We start from the raw sequence: 19537 nt of genomic DNA on the forward strand, positions 1-19537 counted from the left end.
GTTTGTGGGATCGAGGATCTTTGGAGTTGAGCCGAACGCCGTGACTTCAGACATGAGGGCCCAGGTAAAAGCAATGAGTTACGGGCTGGTCTATGGGCTTAGCGAATACGGGCTTGCCAAGCAACTGGGGCTTGCGAACGCCGAAGCGAAGCAGCTCATGAAGGACTACTTCGAAAGATTTGGGGGAGTTAGGCGCTATTTGGCCAAGGTAGTTGAAGACGCCAAGGCGGTTGGGTATACCAAAACCCTCCATGGCCGAAGAAGGCCGTTTGATGACCTAAATAGCTCGATTTTCCAAGTGAGGGAAAATGCACGCCGGGCGGCTCTAAACGCACCGATTCAGGGCACTGCTGCGGACCTCATGAAGCTTGCGATGAATGCAATCCAAGTCCAGATGCTAGCCACAGGTCTGAAGTCCAAAATGCTGCTGCAGGTTCACGATGAGCTGGTCTTCGAGGTTGCCAAGGGCGAACTGGAGACTCTGAAGAAGCTGGTTGTGGACAAGATGTCAAACATTGTGGAGCTATCCGTGCCCCTAGATGTGCAGGTTGGGACCGGACGAAGCTGGGACGAGGCTGGCCACTAGCCTTTGTCAGGCTTCACTATTGTCGCTAAGCTTGTAGGGCGCCTAGGCGCATAACCCTTATCCGCTGTTGCGGTGGAGCTCATCTTTTGAAAAAAGGTTTTGAACACCATTGCGACCTGAGAAAACAAAAAATGGAGTCACTATCTCTATGACCACCGAAACGACCGCAAAGGCACCCAAGCAGGTAGCTGTAAACGACATCGGCACCGCTGAGGAATTTCTAGCTGCAGTCGAAAAGACCCTCAAGTTCTTCAACGACGGAGACCTAATTGAGGGCACCGTTGTAAAAATTGACCGCGACGAGGTTCTACTCGACGTTGGATATAAGACCGAGGGTGTTATTCCCTCCCGTGAGCTTTCTATTCGCCATGACGCTGACCCGGGGGACATCGTCTCGGTTGGCGACAAGATCGAGGCACTTGTTCTTCAGAAGGAAGACAAGGAAGGCCGACTAATTCTCTCCAAGAAGCGCGCCCTCTACGAGCGCGCGTGGGGTGACGTTGAAAAGGTGAAGGAAGCCGATGGCACCGTCACCGGTACCGTCATCGAAGTTGTAAAGGGTGGTCTGATTGTTGACATCGGGCTGCGCGGATTCCTACCGGCGTCTTTGATTGAACTTCGCCGCGTTCGTGACCTAGGTCCATACCTTGGCCAGGAAGTTGAAGCGAAGATTCTGGAGCTTGACAAGAACCGAAACAACGTGGTTCTTTCTCGTCGTGCGCTTTTGGAGCAGAGCCAATCTGCTTCTCGCTCAACTTTCCTAGCCGATCTTGCCAAGGGCCAGATCCGCACAGGTGTTGTTTCTTCGATTGTCAACTTTGGTGCATTCATTGACCTAGGTGGAGTCGATGGACTTGTACACGTCTCAGAGCTGTCCTGGAAGCACATTGAGCACGCCTCTGAAGTTGTTGAGATTGGTCAGGAAGTCACCGTTGAGGTGCTCGAAGTCGACCAAGACCGTGAGAGGGTCTCACTGTCGCTAAAGGCAACACAGGAAGACCCATGGCAGGTATTTGCTCGCACCCACTCAATCGGTCAGTATGCTCCTGGAAAGGTCACCAAGCTCGTTCCGTTCGGCGCATTTGTCCGAGTAGCTGATGGCATCGAAGGACTCGTTCACATCTCTGAACTTTCCACGAAGCACATTGAGCTTGCCGAGCAGGTAGTTGCTATCAACCAGGACGTGTTTGTAAAGGTGATTGACATCGATCTGGATCGTCGCCGTATCTCGCTTTCGCTCAAGCAGGCTTTGGAGGAAGTTAACCCTGAGGGTACCGACTTCAATCCAGCTCTCTACGGAATGTATGCCGAGTATGACGACAAGGGGCAGTACAAGTACCCTGAAGGTTTTGACGCCGCAACCGGTGAATGGCAGCCAGGTCACGAAGAGGCAAGGGCTAAATGGGAAAAGGAATATTCCGAGGCCAACGTGCGCTGGGAAGAGCACAAGAAACAGGTTGCCGAGGCGAACAAGCTTGCTGCTACTCTTCCTGATGCACCTGCAGCCTCTGAAGGAAACGCGTCAGAGTCTCACACCAGTGAAACGGCTGACACCGCAAGCGCGGGAACTCTATCTGAGGATGAGTCACTTAGCGCACTGCGCGATAAGCTCAGCGACAAAGAGTAATCCAAGTCCTAATAGAACGGGGGCCAGCGAATGTCTGGTCCCCGTTTCTTTGTTTGTAGGCTTGTACCGTGTTTCTAATTGGCTTAACAGGCGGTATAGCATCGGGTAAATCCACCGTTGCTAAACTGCTCGCTTCCCACGGAGCGGAAACTATTGACGCCGACCAAGTGGCCCGCGAAGTAGTTAAGGCCGGATCTACAGGGCTATCCACCGTTGTTGAGGAGTTCGGGGAAAAAGTTTTATCGGACAATGGAGAACTGGATCGTGAGAAGCTTGGAGCTATTATCTTTGCCGATCCAGATAGACGGCTAAAACTTGAGTCGATACTGCACCCTCTCATCAAAACTCGGACGACCCAGCTGATTGCTGAAAGTAAAAAGATGGTGGTGGTTTACGCAGTTCCACTTTTGGTGGAGGCAAATGTCGACTACCAGTTTGACATGATAGTCACGGTAGAGGCGGGAGTTGACAATCAGATCGCTCGCATAGTTAAATCCAGAGGCCTTACCACTGACCAAGCCAAAGACCGCATCCATGCCCAGGCATCAAGGCAAGAGCGTGAAGCTATTGCCGATGCCGTGATTGATAGCTCCGGAACCCATGAGCAGCTCGGCACTCAAGTAGATGCTCTGTGGGAAAGAATTCAGTTGGCTTTACCGAGGAAGCAAACCTGATGGACAGAACCAGGTCCTTCACCCCGTTTAAGGTAATAAGCGATTACCAACCCGCTGGTGATCAGCCAGAAGCTATCGCCCAGCTAACGAGTCGCATTCTCGCGGGTGAAAAAGACGTTGTCCTTATGGGAGCAACCGGAACCGGTAAATCTGCAACCACTGCATGGCTCATTGAGGCGCTTCAACGACCAACTCTAGTGATGGCCCACAACAAGACCCTGGCGGCACAACTTGTCACGGAGCTTCGCGAGATGTTCCCCAATAATGCCGTTGAGTACTTCGTAAGCTACTACGACTACTACCAGCCAGAGGCATACGTACCGCAGACCGACACCTTTATTGAGAAAGACTCGAGCATAAACGAAGAGGTTGAGAGGCTTCGGTATTCAGCAACCATGAGTTTGCTGTCTCGAAGGGACGTCATTGTGGTTTCCACGGTGTCCTGCATCTACGGTCTTGGAGCCCCGAAGGAATATCTAGAACAATCGATCCCACTGCAGGTCGGTCAGTCCTTAGATCGAGATGACCTTATTCGCAAGTTTGTTGCCATGCAGTACCAGCGCAACGACTTCGACTTCTCGCGAGGGAACTTCCGGGTCAAGGGGGACACCCTTGAAATAATTCCCGTTTACGACGAGTTCGCCACCAGGGTGGAGTTCTTTGGTGACGAAATCGAGGCGATCTACTCGCTGCACCCCTTGACCGGTGATGTCATCAAGCAGCTCGACGCCGTTGCAATTTTTCCAGCCAGTCACTACGTGGCATCCCCAACCCAGATGGGTCGGGCAATAGAGGCGATTGAGAACGAGCTGGCCGAGAGGCTAAGGGAGTTTGAATCTGCGGGCAAGCTACTTGAAGCACAGCGAATCAAAATGAGAACTAATTTTGATCTTGAAATGATCCGCGAACTCGGTTTTTGTTCTGGGATTGAAAACTACTCCAGACACATCGATGGGCGCCAACCAGGTGAACCGCCATCTTGTTTACTGGACTATTTTCCCGACGATTTTCTTACAGTCATTGATGAGTCTCATGCTACCGTGCCTCAAATTGGTGCTATGTATGAAGGCGACTCATCTAGAAAACGTACCCTGGTTGAGCACGGCTTCCGACTGCCATCAGCCCTAGATAACCGGCCTTTGAAGTGGGCGGAGTTTCAGGAACGCGTCGGGCAGACCGTTTACCTCTCGGCAACTCCGGGCAAGTATGAAATGAATGTAGTGGACGCCGTGGTTGAACAAATCATTCGACCAACTGGCCTCGTTGACCCTGCAATTATTCTCAAGCCAACCAAGGGTCAGATTGATGATCTGCTGGAGGAAATACGCGTGCGCTCTGCCAAGCAGGAGCGTGTCCTCGTGACTACGCTTACCAAAAAGATGGCCGAGGAGCTAACTGACTATCTGTCCGAGTCTGGTGTCAAGGTTCGTTATCTGCACTCTGATGTTGACACCCTAAAAAGAGTGGAGCTTTTGCGACAACTTCGACAGGGAGTCTTCGATGTTCTAGTCGGAATCAACTTGCTCCGGGAAGGTCTTGACCTGCCTGAGGTCTCGATGGTTGCAATTCTCGACGCCGACAAAGAAGGCTTCTTGAGGTCATCAACTTCGCTCATTCAAACCATTGGACGAGCTGCTAGAAACGTAAATGGTGAAGTACACATGTATGGCGATAACCTCACCGACTCTATGAAAAAGGCCATTGATGAAACTAATCGCCGGAGAGAAAAGCAGGTTGCGTACAACAAGGCTCGAGGTGTTGATCCCCGGCCGCTCCAAAAGAAGATTATCGACATTACTGATCAGCTCGAACGGGAAGAGCTTGATACTGCCGAACTGATCGCCGAGTTTGGCTCTGGAAAAGGAAAAAAGAAGCAGGCTGTTCCACTTCGCTCAACCAGGGGAATAGCGGCAATGGCGGAGGATGAGATCATGGCCGTGGTTATTGACCTGGATGCTCAGATGAGGCACGCGGCCAAGGAGCTGCAGTTTGAACTGGCGGCGAGGCTTAGAGATGAAATCGGCGAGCTAAAGCACGAACTTCGCCAGATGAAGCGGGCCGGACACATCAAGTAGGGCTCTAGCTGGCGATTAGGCTGGTACTCGTGAATCCCAAGGTAGATAGCTCCCTCGATAACCTTGTCGTCAAGGGCGCGCGAGTTCATAACCTGCAAAACGTGACAGTTGAGATGCCCCGAAACTCACTCGTTGTATTCACAGGACTATCTGGATCGGGAAAATCCTCGTTGGCGTTCGACACAATTTTCGCCGAGGGTCAAAGGCGCTATGTTGAGTCGCTCTCCGCTTACGCGAGACAGTTCTTAGGACAGGTAGATCGGCCCGACGTTGATTTTATAGAAGGTCTCAGCCCAGCGGTTTCTATTGATCAGAAATCAACAAACCGAAATCCGCGATCAACGGTTGGAACGATAACCGAAATTCACGATTACCTCAGATTGCTTTGGGCACGGATTGGCGTCCCGTATTGCTCGGAGTGCGGCGAGAAAATCGTCAAACAGACTCCTCAACAAATTGTTGACCAGATTCTAGAGAATCCGGAGGGCACCAAGTTTCAAGTGTTAGCCGAACTCGTGGATCAGAAAAAGGGAGAGTTTGCAGACCTATTCAAGGACCTGATTGCCCAGGGTTACGCAAGGGCAATGGTTGACGGCGAGACAATAACTCTGGCAGACGCCAAGCCTCTAAAAAAGTCCTATAAACATGACATAGCTGTTGTTGTTGATCGACTCGCAATCAAGACAGGGGTTATTGGGCGCCTAACCGATTCGATTGAGACCGCACTGAAGCTCGCTGGTGGCAAGGTGACCATTGATTTTGTTGACCGGAAGGGAGCTGATTCAAGGCGGAGCTTTTCAGAGCAAATGTCCTGTCCAAACGACCACGCGCTAGCTATTACTGAAATCGAGCCGAGAACATTTTCCTTCAACGCACCCTTTGGGGCGTGTCAGGAGTGTTCGGGGCTGGGAACCAAAATGGCGGTGGACTCGGACTTGGTCATCGGTGACCCCGAGGCTTCGATTATTGATGGGGTCATCATTCCCTGGTCCACCCAAGGAAAAGGCCTATTCCACTATTTCTCAAGAATGTTGCAGGGCCTTGCAAAAGACCTCGGCTTTTCACTAAAGACACCGTGGCAAGACCTCCCGGAAGAGGTGCAGTATGCAGTTCTGCACGGCAATGATTTCGATGTTCAAGTCCGATGGAAAAACCGATACGGCCGGGAGCTTAGATACACCACCGGCTTCGAGGGTGTTTTGAACTACATCGAACGCAAGTATCTCGAGTCCGAAAATGACTACGCCCGTGGCAAGTGGGCGGGATTTCTAAGAGAAATTCCCTGCCCGTCTTGCGAAGGAGCAAGACTTCGTCCGGAAGTTCTAGCCATTAAAGTTGCGGACACCTCTATTTCAGAAGTTGCCGCGCTTAGTCTGGGCGACTGTGTGGAATTTTTTGCCAGAATAAAATTAGATAAACGAGACGAGAAGATCGCGGCTCAGGTGCTGCGCGAAATTAGGGCAAGACTGGATTTCTTGATGTCCGTTGGGCTTGACTATCTATCCTTGGAGCGATCTGCAGGTTCTCTGTCGGGCGGTGAGGCCCAAAGAATTCGGTTAGCAACTCAAATTGGTTCGGGACTTACAGGCGTTCTTTACGTCCTGGACGAGCCTTCAATTGGTTTGCACCAGCGCGACAACCGTCGACTCATTGACACCCTTGTGAAACTTCGAGAACTTGGTAACACCCTGATTGTCGTAGAGCATGACGAGGACACGATAAGAACCTCGGACTGGGTGGTGGACATTGGTCCCGGCGCAGGAATCAATGGCGGAAAAGTAGTGCACTCCGGTCCTTACAAGGAACTGCTTAAGAACAAGCAATCCATAACCGGCGATTACTTGTCCGGTCGTCGCAAAATTCAAACCCCTTCCAATAGAAGACCAGTAGACACGAAGCGAAGCCTCTCTGTTGTTGGCGCGAGGGCAAACAACCTTAAGAACCTGACCGTGAGTTTCCCACTCGGAACATTCATCGCGGTCACTGGGGTCAGCGGCTCCGGAAAGTCAACGCTGGTTAACGACATCCTCTACAACGTCTTGGCAAACTCACTGAACGGAGCCAAACTTGTAGCTGGAAAGCACACCCGAATTACCGGCTTGCCCTTGCTAGACAAAGTAGTCCACGTCGATCAAAATCCAATTGGTAGAACGCCAAGATCTAACCCCGCTACATACACTGGGGTTTTTGATCACATCCGGAAACTGTTTGCCGAAACGTCTGAATCTAAAGCTCGCGGCTACCAGCAGGGGAGATTCTCATTCAACGTCAAGGGAGGCCGTTGCGAGGCGTGTAGTGGGGACGGCACTCTAAAAATTGAGATGAACTTCCTACCGGATGTCTATGTCTCTTGTGAGGTGTGCCACGGAGCTAGATACAACAGAGAAACTCTTCAGGTTAAGTACAAGGGAAAATCAATCTCGGATGTTCTGGAAATGCCCATCGAGGAGGCGGCCACTTTCTTTGAAGCGATTTCTTCGATTTCTAGGTATTTGAGCACCTTGGTTGATGTTGGGCTTGGCTATGTCCGACTTGGCCAATCCGCGACCACGCTTTCGGGTGGCGAGGCCCAGCGAGTCAAGCTGGCAACGGAACTACAGCGCCGATCAACCGGCAGAACTATCTACGTACTTGACGAGCCAACCACCGGGCTCCACTTCGAAGACGTAAGAAAGCTCTTACTGGTTCTAAATTCTCTGGTCGAAAAAGGCAACACCGTGATCGTAATCGAACATAATCTCGACGTTATCAAGTCTGCCGACTGGATTATTGACCTGGGTCCAGAGGGTGGCTTTAGGGGCGGAGAGCTGGTCGCCGAGGGCACTCCCGAGCAGGTTGCCAAGAACAAAGCTAGCTTCACCGGTACCTTCCTAAAGGAAATTCTTAAGTAAATGGCAAGCGATCTTTCGTTTCGACCAAAGACATCCGAGATCCCAACTAGACCAGGGGTCTATCGCTTCTTCGATGACAAGCGTCGAGTTCTCTATGTTGGCAAAGCGAAAAACCTTCGCGCCAGACTTCAAAGCTATTTCGTGCCAGTTGATTCACTCCACGAGAGAACGAAGCGGATGGTGCTATCGGCTTCCGATGTTGATTGGACGATAGTAAAAACCGAGTTTGAAGCTCTTCAGTTGGAGTACACCTGGATAAAAGAATTTAATCCACCTTTCAATGTTCGTTTTAAGGACGATAAGTCCTATCCCTATCTCGCTGTTTCGCTTAACGAGAAAATGCCAAGGGTCTTTGTCACCCGCAATCGTGACCTCAAGGGCATAAAGTATTTTGGTCCCTATACGCAGGCTTGGGCAATCAGGCAGACACTTGATACTTTGCTAAGGGTTTATCCAATTAGGTCTTGTTCTGCGGGCGTCTATAACTCCGCAAAGCGAGCTAATCGCCCGTGCCTACTGGCGGACATCGGCAAATGTTCGGCCCCCTGTGTCGGTCGGGTAAACGAAGTGGAACATCTCGAGATTGCCAAGGAACTTGTCGGCTTTATGAATGGAATGGATCCAAAACAGGTCGCAATTCTGCAGGAGCGAATGGAGAAGGCATCGGAAGCCCAGAACTACGAGCTCGCTGCAAGACTTCGAGACAACATCGGGGCTTTGGAAACAGTTCTAGAAAAAAGCACGGTGGTGTTCAACGACCTGACTGATGCCGATCTGTTTGGCGTCGCTCACGATGAGCTGGCCGCGGCGGTTTCGTTGTTTTCGGTTCGGGGAGGCCGAATCAGGGGAGTGCGAGCATGGGTTGTAGACAAGGAAATCGAACAACCACTTCAAGAGCTTGTTCGTCAAATTATTCTCTACGCATACACCGCTTCCGAAGGTGTCGAGGCTCCCAGTGTTCCAAAGGAAATTTTGGTTCCCGCCCTTCCCGAAGACGCAAGTGATTTAGAGCTGTTCCTGGAACAGTCCCGCGGAAGCTCGGTTTCGCTGCGCGTTCCAAAACGTGGTGATAAGGCAGCTCTTGCAGCAACTGCACTAGAAAATGCAGAACATTCTCTGGCTCTTTACAAGACAAGACGAACCGCGGACTTTACATCGCGATCGGAAGCACTCAGTTCCCTTGCAAAAGCACTAAATCTCTCTGAGGCACCCCTACGCATCGAATGCTATGACGTCTCTCACTTGTCTGGAACGAATATCGTGGCGTCGATGGTGGTCTTCGAGGACGGGCTTCCCAAGAAGTCTCAGTACCGCCAGTTCAACATAGAGTCCGCAGCTGACGACACCGACGCGATTTTCCAGGTACTAAGTCGGAGACTGAAATACCTCCGGGACCCAGAAACTCTGGACGATGGACGCTTTAGCTACCTACCCTCACTCATTGTCGTCGACGGTGGAATTCCTCAGGTCGGAGCGGCGGCTAGGGCGATTGCCGAAAGTCCCGTTCCTGAGCTTTCCTTGTGCGGCCTCGCAAAGAGACTAGAGGAGGTTTGGCTGCCAGGTTCCGAGTTCCCCGTGATCTTGCCGAGGGGCTCCGAAGAGTTGTTCTTATTGCAGCGGGTTCGGGATGAGTCTCATCGCTTTGCACTAACGGCTTCAAGAAAGAAGCGCTCCAGTAGCATCTCAAGCTCCCTTCTGGAGATCCCCGGCCTTGGTGAAAAAAGGGTGACGGCTTTGCTAAGAAGATTCGGTTCTGCAAAGCGTCTTCGGCTTGCAAGTCTCGAGGAGATTTCGGACGTTGCCGGAATCGGGCCGGCCCTTGCCGAAGAGATTCTGAAGCACTTGAAGTAGTCCCAAAAGAAAGTCTCGGGCGTGTCGCCAATTGGTTAGACTCTTCTAGAACGAGGGGACCCAACGAATGCCTGAGAATATGGGCCATGAACTGCTTATTGTGACCGGCATGTCCGGCGCAGGCCGTTCGACCGTTGGAAACGCCCTAGAGGACCTCGGCTGGTATGTGGTGGATAACTTACCACCCCAGATGCTTGGGCCGATAGCTGATCTTTTCACCATCACCAAAAATCCCGTGCCAAGGCTCGCCGTAGTCATTGATGTTCGAGGCGGAGAGTTCTTTAGCGAACTTGAGGAAAACCTCTCACTACTTGGTGGCAAGGCTGTGGCGGTTCAAGTTCTATATCTGGAAGCAAACGATGCAACCTTAGTTCGCAGATTCGAATCAGTTAGAAGGCCTCATCCTCTGCAGGGGGACGGCACCATTTTGGACGGAATAGCAGCAGAACGGAAAAGGCTGCTGGCGCTTAGGGAATCTGCCGATGTTGTCATTGACACTTCTGATTTGAACATCCACCAGCTCTCCACAAAAACAGCAGAACACTTTTCTGTAAATTCAACAGTCAAGCTGCAACTTACAGTTTTAAGTTTCGGTTACAAATATGGAATACCGGCAGACGCTGACAACGTCGCGGACGCGCGGTTCCTACCAAATCCTTTCTGGAACGAGGAATTGCGGCCTTTTACCGGTCTTGATTCCCAAGTCAGCGAGTACGTGTTGGGTCAAACCGGAGCCATGGAGTTTATCGACGGCTACGTCAAGGCAATTGAGCCTGTTCTGGCCGGATACCTTCGTGAGAATAAACACTATGCAACTTTTGCCATCGGTTGCACCGGAGGTAAGCACCGATCGGTGGCAATTTCAAACAAACTTTCCGAAATGCTTTCCGGAAATAATGAGATCAACGTGACGGTCAGACACCGTGACCTTGGTAAGGAGTGAGAACTTGGCACTAACCGCCGACATCAAAGACGAGCTAGCGAGAATTGACGTTGCAAAGAACGGCGTTCGCGCTGCTGAGCTTGCAACGATTCTAAGGCTTGCTGGGGGGCTTCACCTAGTATCCGGCAAGGTCGTGATCGAAGTAGAAGTCGATTCCGCCCAAGTTGCGAGACGCATACGAAAGGACCTCACTGAACTGTTTGGTTGCGATAGTGAACTTGCAGTCATTTCGGCAGGTGGAATTCGAAAGACAAATCGCTACCAAGTTCGTGTGCTTGGCCAGGGAGAAGTCCTGGCAAGGCAAACCGGTTTAGTGGACAGCCGAGGACGACCCGCCAGGGGACTACCCGCTGCTCTTGTCACAGGCTCGATCGGTGAAGCCCAGGCTGTTTGGCGAGGTGCCTTCTTGGCACACGGCTCTTTGACTGACCCCGGGAGGTCGGCTGCTCTTGAGGTAACAGCACCAGGGAATGAGGTGGCAATGGCCCTTGTGGGTGTTGCCAGGAGGCTTGGAATTATTGCGAAACCCCGTGAGGTGCGCGGTGTGTTCAGGGTTGTCATCCGAGATGGCGACGCCATCAGCGCGATGCTAACTCAAATGGGAGCACACGGGCAGCTTCTGAGGTGGGAGGAGCTAAGGCTACGTCGGGAGGTTCGGGCAACCGCGAATCGACTGGCTAACTTTGATGATGCAAACCTTAGAAGATCCGCTCAGGCGGCTGTGGCAGCAGGAACGAGAGTTGCAAGGGCGATTGAAATCCTCGGTGACGATGTCCCAGAGCACTTAAAGTACGCGGGAGAGCTAAGGCTAAAGCATAAGCAGGCCAGTCTCGATGAGCTTGGACGTCTAGCGAATCCACCAATGACCAAAGACGCAGTTGCCGGCCGCATCAGAAGACTGCTTTCAATGGCTGATAAAAAGGCCGAGGATTTGGGTATTGAAGGAACCGACGCTTTTTTACCTGATGATTTGGACAACGACTAACTACTCCAGCACAAATCAACGCATAATAGAAATAGACCCCGAGACAAAGGACAAGACAAATGGCCAACTACTCACTCCCAGACCTTGAATACGACTACGCGGCACTAGAGCCACACATCTCGGGTCGAATCATGCAGCTACACCATGACAAGCACCACGCGGCCTACGTCGCAGGTGCAAATGCGACCCTTGATCTAATGTCCGAGGCCAGAGAGAAGAATGACCTCACATGGATCAATAAGCTCCAAAAAGACCTTGCCTTCAACCTCGGAGGCCACGTAAATCATTCGATTTTCTGGAAAAACCTGAGTCCCGATGGCGGCGACAAGCCCACCGGCGAACTAGCCAGTGCAATAGACGAGTTCTTTGGAAGCTACGACGGTTTCAAGGCCCACTTCACCGCAAATGCGATGGGGATCCAGGGTTCGGGTTGGTCAATTCTGGCCTGGGATGTCCTCGGACAGCGCCTGATTATCGAGCAGCTCTATGACCAGCAGGGAAACCTAGTGGCTGCCTCCGTGCCTCTTTTGATGCTTGACATGTGGGAGCATGCTTTCTACCTCGACTACCAGAATGTCAAGGCAGACTACGTGGCCGCCTTCTGGAACATCGTCTCCTGGGGAGACGTTCAGGCACGCTTTGAGGCCGCGAGAGGCCAAACCAAGGGGATACTGCTAGTCTGAGCTAGGCTGTTCCACCCAAGGGCGCGTGGACCTAATTTACACAGAATCCGCGCGTAGCGCGCCCTAGGAAAGGCAGAATCATGGCAATCAAAGTAGGAATCAATGGCTTCGGCCGAATCGGTAGAAATTACCTTCGGGCCGCCCTCGCTTTGGGTGTAGATCTTGAGATTGTTGCCGTAAATGACCTTTCGGACCCCAAGGCCCTGGCTCATCTTTTGAAATACGACTCTGTCACTGGACGTCTGGACCAAGAAGTGAGCGTCGAGGGCGATTCAATAATCGTGGGTAAGCACAAAATCAAGGTTCTGGCAGAAAGAGACCCTGCCGCTCTTGGTTGGGGCGGACTCGGCGTAGACATCGTAATCGAGTCAACCGGACGTTTCACCGATGCTAAGGACGCCATCAAGCACATTGAGGCCGGGGCAAAAAAGGTTCTTATCTCGGCTCCTGCCACCGGTGAGGACGCCACATTCGTTATCGGAGTAAACGAGCACCTTTACGATCCAGCCAAGCACCACATCATCTCTAATGCCTCCTGCACCACAAACTGTTTGGCTCCTCTGGCTAAGGTCTTTCATGATGAGTTTGGGATTGAGAACGGTTTAATGACCACTGTTCACGCCTACACGGCCGATCAGAACCTGCAAGACGGGCCGCACAGCGACCTGCGTCGTGCACGTGCGGCCGCTATCAACATTGTTCCTTCGTCGACGGGAGCAGCCAAGGCCATCGGGCTTGTAATGCCTGAGCTCAAGGGAAAACTGGATGGCTACGCTCTCCGGGTACCAGTTCCAACCGGTTCCATCACAGATCTGACACTGCTTTCCAAGAAGAAAGTGACTATCGAAGAGATCAAGGCGGCTTACAAGAAGGCAGCCGATGGTCCACTCAAGGGCATCTTGAAATACACCGAGGATGAGATTGTCTCTTCGGACATCGTGACAGACCCGCACTCGTCTATTTTTGACGCTGGTCTTGTAAAGGTAATTGACCAAACCGTAAAAATCAGTTCTTGGTATGACAACGAGTGGGGATATTCAAACCGCCTTGTTGACCTAACCGTTTTGGTAGCCAACAAACTTTAGAACCTTGAGAACTATTTCCGATCTCGGCGATCTCGCCGGTAAACGTGCGCTGGTGCGCTGCGACTTGAACGTACCGATTCAAGACGGGGTTATTGCCGACGAGGGGCGCATCATTGCGGCGCTTCCAACAATCCAGATGCTTCAAAAGGCGGGCGCTAGCGTGTTGATCTGTTCACACCTTGGCCGACCCGATGGCCAGGCTGACCAAAAGTATTCCCTGCGTCCAGTTGCGCTCCGTCTAGGAGAGCTACTCAATCAAGAAGTGTTCTTTGCATCCGACAGCGTTGGAAGCGACGCCAAAGGGGCCGCCAAGGCTCTGTTGCCCGGGGGAGTAGCGGTGCTCGAGAATCTCCGTTTTAGCGAGGCAGAAACCAGTAAGGATGAGGCCCTGAGGCTGGCCTTTGCAAGCAAACTGGCAACCCTGGCAGACGCGTTCGTTAGTGATGGCTTCGGTGTAGTACATAGAAAGCACGCAAGCGTCTATGAACTGGCTCAATTATTGCCATCAGCTGCTGGACTCTTGGTTGAAGCTGAAGTCCGAGTGCTTCAACAGCTGAGCTCGTCCGAGGATCGCCCATACACTGTGGTCCTTGGCGGATCAAAAGTCTCCGACAAACTCGGAGTCATAGGTTCACTGCTACCAAAGGTCGACAATCTGGTAATCGGCGGTGGAATGCTTTTCACTTTCCTAGCTGCAAAGGGGTTGAGCGTGGGCTCCAGCCTTCTTGAAGCGGATCAAATACCAATAGTGCAGCAGTACCTTGAGCGAGCAAGCCAACTGGGTGTGAACATAGTTTTGCCAACCGATATCAAGATGGCTGGAAAATTCGCACCAGACGCTGAGTTCGAACTTGCAAAAGTCGAAGCGCTCGAAGCTACTTCTTTCGGCAAAACCGGTATCGGGTTGGACATTGGACCCGATTCTGAGATGCGCTTTGCAGAGATCATCGCCGGATCAAGAATCTGTTTCTGGAACGGGCCGATGGGAGTTTTTGAGTTTGAAGCCTTCGCCTCTGGTACCAAAGCAATTGCAACGGCGCTGAAACAGCTGTCTGGGTTCACTGTGGTTGGCGGCGGAGATTCCGCGGCAGCTGTTCGTGCTCTGGGCTTTGCGGACAACGATTTTGATCATATCTCCACCGGTGGTGGAGCTAGTCTTGAATTCTTAGAAGGAAAACCATTACCAGGCCTGGAGGTTCTAAATTGAGCGACCGTATACCGCTGATCGCAGGCAACTGGAAGATGAATCTTGACCACCAACAGGCCATTGCTTTGGTACAGAAAATCGCATGGACACTAAAGGATGTGGGCCACGACTACGACAAGGCAGAAGTTTCGGTCTTTCCTCCCTTCACAGACCTCCGAAGCGTTCAAACTCTTATTGATGCTGACAAGCTTCAGCTGGTTCTTGGTGCACAGGATCTTTCAAAGTACGAATCCGGCGCTTATACGGGGGAGATTTCAGGAGCTTTCTTAAAAAAGCTTGATGTTAGATACGTTCTGGTTGGCCACTCCGAGCGCCGGCAATATCACAGCGAGGATGACGAAGTAATCCAGGCCAAGGTTGCCGCTTGCTTCAAGCACAACCTGATACCAATTATTTGCGTCGGGGAGACACTCGAAGAGCTTGAATCTGAGGGTGCGGCAGCTGTTCCAGTTAGGCAGCTCGCCAAAGCTCTTGAGGGGCATAAAGACATTGGCGAGTTCGTGGTTGCCTATGAGCCGGTTTGGGCTATAGGTACCGGAAAGGTCGCAACCTCCGAGCAGGCAGCGGAAGTTGCCAAAAAGCTCCGTGAATCAATCAATGAGCTTGTTTCTGAGGAAGTAGCCGCGGCAACCCGCATTCTTTACGGAGGATCTGTAAAAAGTGCCAATGTGGCGGGTTTCTTGCTTTCTGAGGAGGTTGACGGGGTTCTGGTTGGTGGAGCGAGCTTAGATGTCGATGAATTCACCGGTATCTGCCGCTTCCAGAAGCATGTCACCTTATAATCGTCTAGTACCAAAAATAGAACAGGTAAATTCATGGCCGCCATTCAAATAGCCCTCCAGGTGCTTCTTGCTATCACTAGCTTGTTGCTTATCCTTATGATTTTGCTTCACAAAGGGCGCGGAGGCGGACTCTCAGACATGTTTGGCGGTGGGGTCACTTCCAACGTTTCATCATCAGGAGTTGCAGAGCGCAACCTGAACCGAATCACGATTATTTTGGGTCTGGTTTGGCTATCCACCGTGGTTGGTCTTGGACTATTCACGAGATTCGGATTTTAGGGGACACCATTGGCTAACGGCGGTTCAGCAATAAGAGGTTCTCGAGTTGGAGCTGGCCCGATGGGCGAGCAGTACCGCGGATTTAAATCCGAGCGCGTCCAGCGAAGCTATTACTGCGTAAACGGGCACGTCCAAGAGCCAATGTTCGCCGCTCACATTGACCCGGTTGAGATTCCGGACCTGATCGACTGTCCAAACTGTGGAATGCCAGCTGGGCAAGATAAGAAAAACCCTCCTGAAACGGCCAAGCACGAGCCCTATAAGACTCACCTCGCGTACGTTAAGGAGAGAAGAACTTCTGATGAGGCCAAGGCACTTCTCGACGAGGCCCTTGCATCAATCCGAGAAAGACGCCAGAAATTGGCCCAAGAGGCCACCAAGCAGGCCAAGCTGGCAGTTGCCAGAGCGGCTGCGGCAAAGGTGGCAGCGGCTAAGGCCGCCGCAGCTAAAGCCGTAAAGCCAATCAAGCCTGCCAAGCCAGTCGCAAAGACTGCCAAGCCCGCCAAAGCCACCGCCAAGGCCGCTACGAAGACTGATGCAAAGAAAGCTACTGCGAAGCCGGTTTCAAAGAACGCCGCAAAGCCGGCCACCAAACCTAAGACTCAACGTGCTTCAAAGGTAGCGCCGAAATCAAAACCTAAGGCTTCTGCAGCTAAGGGCAAATCAAAAGTGGTGGCTAAGCCGACCGCAAAAAAGGGAACTAAAAAGTAAGTTTCTTACCCGCTGCGGCATCCAGATACCAGCGAGTGAGCTCTTTCCCAGTCACACGTGCCGCTGGCAATTCCTTTTTGACGAACACCTCTGAAACAGCACATGCCTTGTCCTCGCCTGCCACCAGGAACCAAACCTCCCTTGCACTCGAAAGGGCTTCAAAGCTCAGAGAGATTCGTTCAGCGGGAGGCTTGGGTGAATTTGACTCAGTAACAACCAGGCTTCCGTACTTCTGCGTTTTTGCTCCGGGAAATAGTGAGGCTACGTGACCGTCTGGCCCCATACCAAGCAGAACTATATCAAACTCTGGTGAAGCCGATACCAATTCGGATGCGAAATTCGCGGCAGCTTCGTCGAGCGAGAGGCCTTTCTTTGATGGCATGGGATGGATGTTGTGGGCGGGTATCTCAATATGTAAGAGCAGCGCCTCGCTCGCTTGAACAAAGTTTCGTTCTTGACTTTCCTCGTCGACAAAACGCTCATCGCCCCACCAGAGGTGCAGATTAGTGAGGTCTTTCCCTTTTAGGAGTGGTGCCAGTTCTGAAAGGGCTTTGATGCCAACACGTCCGCCGGTGACAACTACGTGAGTAGCATTGTTCTGAACCAGCGTAAGTACCCTTGCAGCTAAATCTTGTGCGACTTGCTTAGCCAGCTCCTCGCTGGACGCGAAGTGCTTTAGGACTTCTTGGCTCATTTTGCTTGCCTCGAAACTAGTGGGAGGCCAATCGTAATCACTTTCTCGAAAGCCACGTCCGGGTCGAGCCGTCTGAGATCTTCAGCCAAGCAGTCTCGAAGCGATCTAACGGGAAGGGAAAGTTCTTTTGGAGGTTGATTGGTCTGCGATAAAACTGCAATGTTCGACTGATCTCTCAGTATTTCAATTTCTCCTCCGGGTCTATTAAACCGAACGAGGTAAACAGCCTTGACGCCGGCTGTGTCCTCACGATGTTCGGTGGCAACCGGGCAGTCCAGTTGAATCTTCAGCCAAGCAGCCAGTAAAAGAACGCTCGGATTGTTTAGGTCCCCAATTATTTCGATTGACTGAATTGGTTCGTAGGGTGGCTGATCCAAAAGAGCAGCGAGCTGGGCTCGCCACAGCGTCAGCCTGGTCCATGAAAAATCACTATCTCCGGGGGCATAAGTTTTTGACAGGTTCGCCAAAAATCCAGCTGGGTCTTCCTGGCTGAGGGCGTCGGTGATTCTCCTGGTGGCAATTTTTCCAATCGCAGAATCAGACACAGTTTCTGGTGCTCCGTTTGGCCACCAGGCAACCACAGGCGCATCAGGAAGAAGAAGTCCCATCACCAGCGACTGGGGATGAGTTGCCGCTTCTCCGGCTGGCCTTAGAACTATTACTTCAGAAGCGCCGGCGTCCCCACCAACTCGTATCTCAGCGTCGAGAGATGGCTCTACGTCGAGAGTCGGGTCCACTAAAACGATGATGCGCGAAGGGTGCTCTTTTGATGCAGCGTTAGCAGCCTCAATAGCCGCCTCAGCACTTTTCGCGTCTGTTTGGATTATGAGAGTGAGCACGCTGCCTAGTGCAACAGCTCCACCCTGCTCGCGCATTTGGACAAGGGATTTAGAGATTTGACTCACGGTAGTGTTTGGAAGATTGACTATCACGGACGCCTCCAACTTCTGCCGTCTACCGCCATCATGGCGTCTGCCGATTTGGGGCCCCAGGAACCTGGCAGGTAGCTCTCCGGCTGCCCGTTGCTCGACCAAAATTCCTCAATCGGATCAAGGATCTTCCAAGAAAGCTCAACTTCCTCGTGGCGAGGAAATAGGGGAGGATCGCCCAGCAGAACATCAAGTATTAGGCGCTCGTAGGCTTCGGGTGAATCCTCGGTAAACGAGTGACCGTAGCCAAAGTCCATGGTCACGTCACGCACCTGCATGCCGGGTCCAGGAACCTTTGAACCAAAGCGTATTGTGACGCCCTCATCAGGCTGAACGCGTATGACTATCGCGTTTGGACCCTGTGTGGATGTCTGTCTTTGACTGAATAGTTGTTGGGGAGCTTCCTTCATAACCACTGCGATTTCTGTCACGCGACGGCCAAGACGTTTGCCGGCACGCAGATAGAAGGGCACACCAATCCAGCGAGGGGTGTCAATGTCCAAGCGCATGGCGGCAAAAGTCTCGGTTTTGGATTCGAAGTTGATCCCGTCCTCTTCCAAATAACCGGAAACCTCCTCACCGCCCTGCCATCCGCCCCGGTACTGCCCACGTGCGGTATGGCTGGCCAAGTCCGCAGGGATCTTTACGGCTGCCAAGACCTTTTCTTTCTCCGCACGCAAGTCTGCAGCGTCAAAGGTGCTTGGTTCTTCCATGGCAGTCAGTGCAAGAAGCTGCAAAAGGTGGTTTTGAATAACGTCTCTGGCGGCCCCTATGCCGTCGTAGTAACCAGCACGTCCGCCAACACCGATATCCTCCGCCATCGTGATTTGCACATGGTCGATGTAGTTCGCATTCCAGATTGGTTCGTAGAGTTGATTTGCGAAGCGAAGAGCAAGGATGTTCTGAACTGTTTCTTTCCCCAGATAGTGATCGATTCGGAACACCGAATCTGGCGGGAACACTGATTCGACGACTTCGTTTAGCTCCCTCGCGGACACTAGGTCCGAGCCAAAGGGTTTTTCGATCACCACACGTCGGAAGCTATCTGGCTTCGGTTTGGCAAGGCCCGATCTTGACAGCTGCTTTGTGACAGTCGGGAATGACCTCGGCGGTATTGATAGATAAAAGGCGTGATTACCGTTTGTACCCCGCACCGCGTCTAGCTCATCGATCGTTTGCTTGAGGCGATCAAACGCTTCATCGTCATCAAAGTCTCCAGCCACGAACCGTATGCCGCTGGAGAGCTGCCTCCACACATCTTCGGACCAAGGTGTCCTGGCGTGTTCTTTTACTGAGTCGTATACAACCTTTTCAAAATCCTGTTGTGCCCACTCCCGTCTAGCAAAACCCACTAAACCAAATCCCGGGGGCAAGAGTCCTCGGTTTGCAAGGTCGTAAACCGCAGGCATAAGCTTCTTCCGAGACAAATCTCCCGTAACTCCAAAAATTACCAGCCCCGACGGACCCGCGATTCTAGTGAGGCGATTGTCGTCCGGATCACGCAGTGGGTTAACAAAAGTCTTGGGCTTGGGCAT

At 52.1% G+C, this 19537-nt stretch carries 16 protein-coding genes and 1 pseudogene; 14 read left to right on the forward strand and 3 right to left on the reverse strand.

The genetic code is table 11. From position 1 onward, the window contains the following. The 14 genes and pseudogenes from WAO31_RS01570 to WAO31_RS01635 form a co-directional block, all read left to right on the forward strand. A partial coding sequence (locus tag WAO31_RS01570) for a DNA polymerase (RefSeq protein WP_509589385.1) occupies positions 1-586 on the forward strand: 586 nt, incomplete at its 5' end. A gap of 148 nt (positions 587-734) precedes the next feature. Further along, positions 735-2213: a 30S ribosomal protein S1 gene (gene rpsA / locus WAO31_RS01575; protein ID WP_509589387.1), complete on the forward strand. Its 1479-nt coding sequence runs from the start codon at positions 735-737 to the stop codon at positions 2211-2213. Positions 2214-2281: 68 nt separating this feature from the next. Further along, the gene (gene coaE, locus WAO31_RS01580) at positions 2282-2887 is read left to right on the forward strand and encodes a dephospho-CoA kinase (RefSeq protein ID WP_509589389.1); all 606 of its coding nucleotides are present in this window, start codon (positions 2282-2284) and stop codon (positions 2885-2887) included. Then, a complete protein-coding gene (gene uvrB, locus WAO31_RS01585) occupies positions 2887-4962 on the forward strand; it encodes an excinuclease ABC subunit UvrB (protein WP_509589495.1) in 2076 nt (691 codons plus the stop codon). Before coaE ends, uvrB begins: the two co-directional genes overlap by 1 nt. Before the next feature lie 29 nt (positions 4963-4991). Next, the gene (gene uvrA, locus WAO31_RS01590; protein WP_509589392.1) at positions 4992-7853 is read left to right on the forward strand and encodes an excinuclease ABC subunit UvrA; all 2862 of its coding nucleotides are present in this window, start codon (positions 4992-4994) and stop codon (positions 7851-7853) included. Continuing rightward, positions 7854-9704: an excinuclease ABC subunit UvrC gene (gene uvrC / locus WAO31_RS01595; RefSeq protein ID WP_509589394.1), complete on the forward strand. Its 1851-nt coding sequence runs from the start codon at positions 7854-7856 to the stop codon at positions 9702-9704. 67 nt (positions 9705-9771) lie between these two features. Continuing rightward, entirely contained in the window at positions 9772-10647 is an 876-nt protein-coding gene (gene rapZ, locus WAO31_RS01600; RefSeq protein WP_509589396.1) for an RNase adapter RapZ, read from the forward strand. Between the two features lie 4 nt (positions 10648-10651). After that, the gene (whiA, locus tag WAO31_RS01605; protein ID WP_509589398.1) at positions 10652-11632 is read left to right on the forward strand and encodes a DNA-binding protein WhiA; all 981 of its coding nucleotides are present in this window, start codon (positions 10652-10654) and stop codon (positions 11630-11632) included. A gap of 59 nt (positions 11633-11691) precedes the next feature. Then, on the forward strand, positions 11692-12315 hold the full coding sequence (locus tag WAO31_RS01610; protein WP_509589401.1) for a superoxide dismutase: 624 nt from the start codon (positions 11692-11694) through the stop codon (positions 12313-12315). A gap of 80 nt (positions 12316-12395) precedes the next feature. Further along, on the forward strand, positions 12396-13400 hold the full coding sequence (gap, locus tag WAO31_RS01615) for a type I glyceraldehyde-3-phosphate dehydrogenase (protein ID WP_509589403.1): 1005 nt from the start codon (positions 12396-12398) through the stop codon (positions 13398-13400). Positions 13401-13404: 4 nt separating this feature from the next. After that, positions 13405-14607, forward strand: coding sequence for a phosphoglycerate kinase (locus tag WAO31_RS01620; RefSeq protein ID WP_509589405.1), 1203 nt, complete (start codon positions 13405-13407; stop codon positions 14605-14607). Further along, complete coding sequence (gene tpiA, locus WAO31_RS01625) at positions 14604-15389, forward strand: triose-phosphate isomerase (protein WP_509589407.1); 786 nt, start codon at positions 14604-14606, stop codon at positions 15387-15389. Before WAO31_RS01620 ends, tpiA begins: the two co-directional genes overlap by 4 nt. Before the next feature lie 33 nt (positions 15390-15422). Next, positions 15423-15668 (forward strand): preprotein translocase subunit SecG, encoded by a 246-nt coding sequence (gene secG / locus WAO31_RS01630; RefSeq protein WP_509589409.1) that lies wholly within the window; start codon positions 15423-15425, stop codon positions 15666-15668. Between the two features lie 9 nt (positions 15669-15677). Next, positions 15678-16022 (forward strand): annotated as a pseudogene (locus tag WAO31_RS01635) (RNA polymerase-binding protein RbpA); the annotation flags it as partial. Between the two features lie 346 nt (positions 16023-16368). Here the strand turns inward: WAO31_RS01635 and pgl are convergent. Genes pgl through zwf form a run of 3 tightly spaced genes read right to left on the reverse strand, consistent with a single transcriptional unit; the run spans position 16369 to position 19537 of the window. Beyond that, a complete protein-coding gene (pgl, locus tag WAO31_RS01640; protein ID WP_509589412.1) occupies positions 16369-17073 on the reverse strand; it encodes a 6-phosphogluconolactonase in 705 nt (234 codons plus the stop codon). Continuing rightward, positions 17070-18005: a glucose-6-phosphate dehydrogenase assembly protein OpcA gene (locus WAO31_RS01645; protein ID WP_509589414.1), complete on the reverse strand. Its 936-nt coding sequence runs from the start codon at positions 18003-18005 to the stop codon at positions 17070-17072. The genes pgl and WAO31_RS01645 overlap by 4 nt, the downstream gene beginning before the upstream one ends. Beyond that, on the reverse strand, positions 18002-19537 hold the full coding sequence (zwf, locus tag WAO31_RS01650) for a glucose-6-phosphate dehydrogenase (protein WP_509589416.1): 1536 nt from the start codon (positions 19535-19537) through the stop codon (positions 18002-18004). Before zwf ends, WAO31_RS01645 begins: the two co-directional genes overlap by 4 nt.

It is taken from the genome of Rhodoluna sp., assembly GCF_049276775.1.
Classification (GTDB): domain Bacteria; phylum Actinomycetota; class Actinomycetes; order Actinomycetales; family Microbacteriaceae; genus Rhodoluna.

Coding starts and splice junctions, on each gene's coding strand:
- secG (WP_509589409.1), top strand. CDS start 15,423: ATGGCCGCCATTCAAATAGCCCTCCAGGTGCTTCTTGCTATCACTAGC.
- pgl (WP_509589412.1), bottom strand. CDS start 17,073: ATGAGCCAAGAAGTCCTAAAGCACTTCGCGTCCAGCGAGGAGCTGGCT.
- uvrC (WP_509589394.1), top strand. CDS start 7,854: ATGGCAAGCGATCTTTCGTTTCGACCAAAGACATCCGAGATCCCAACT.
- rpsA (WP_509589387.1), top strand. CDS start 735: ATGACCACCGAAACGACCGCAAAGGCACCCAAGCAGGTAGCTGTAAAC.
- rapZ (WP_509589396.1), top strand. CDS start 9,772: ATGCCTGAGAATATGGGCCATGAACTGCTTATTGTGACCGGCATGTCC.
- gap (WP_509589403.1), top strand. CDS start 12,396: ATGGCAATCAAAGTAGGAATCAATGGCTTCGGCCGAATCGGTAGAAAT.
- WAO31_RS01610 (WP_509589401.1), top strand. CDS start 11,692: ATGGCCAACTACTCACTCCCAGACCTTGAATACGACTACGCGGCACTA.
- uvrB (WP_509589495.1), top strand. CDS start 2,887: ATGGACAGAACCAGGTCCTTCACCCCGTTTAAGGTAATAAGCGATTAC.
- zwf (WP_509589416.1), bottom strand. CDS start 19,537: ATGCCCAAGCCCAAGACTTTTGTTAACCCACTGCGTGATCCGGACGAC.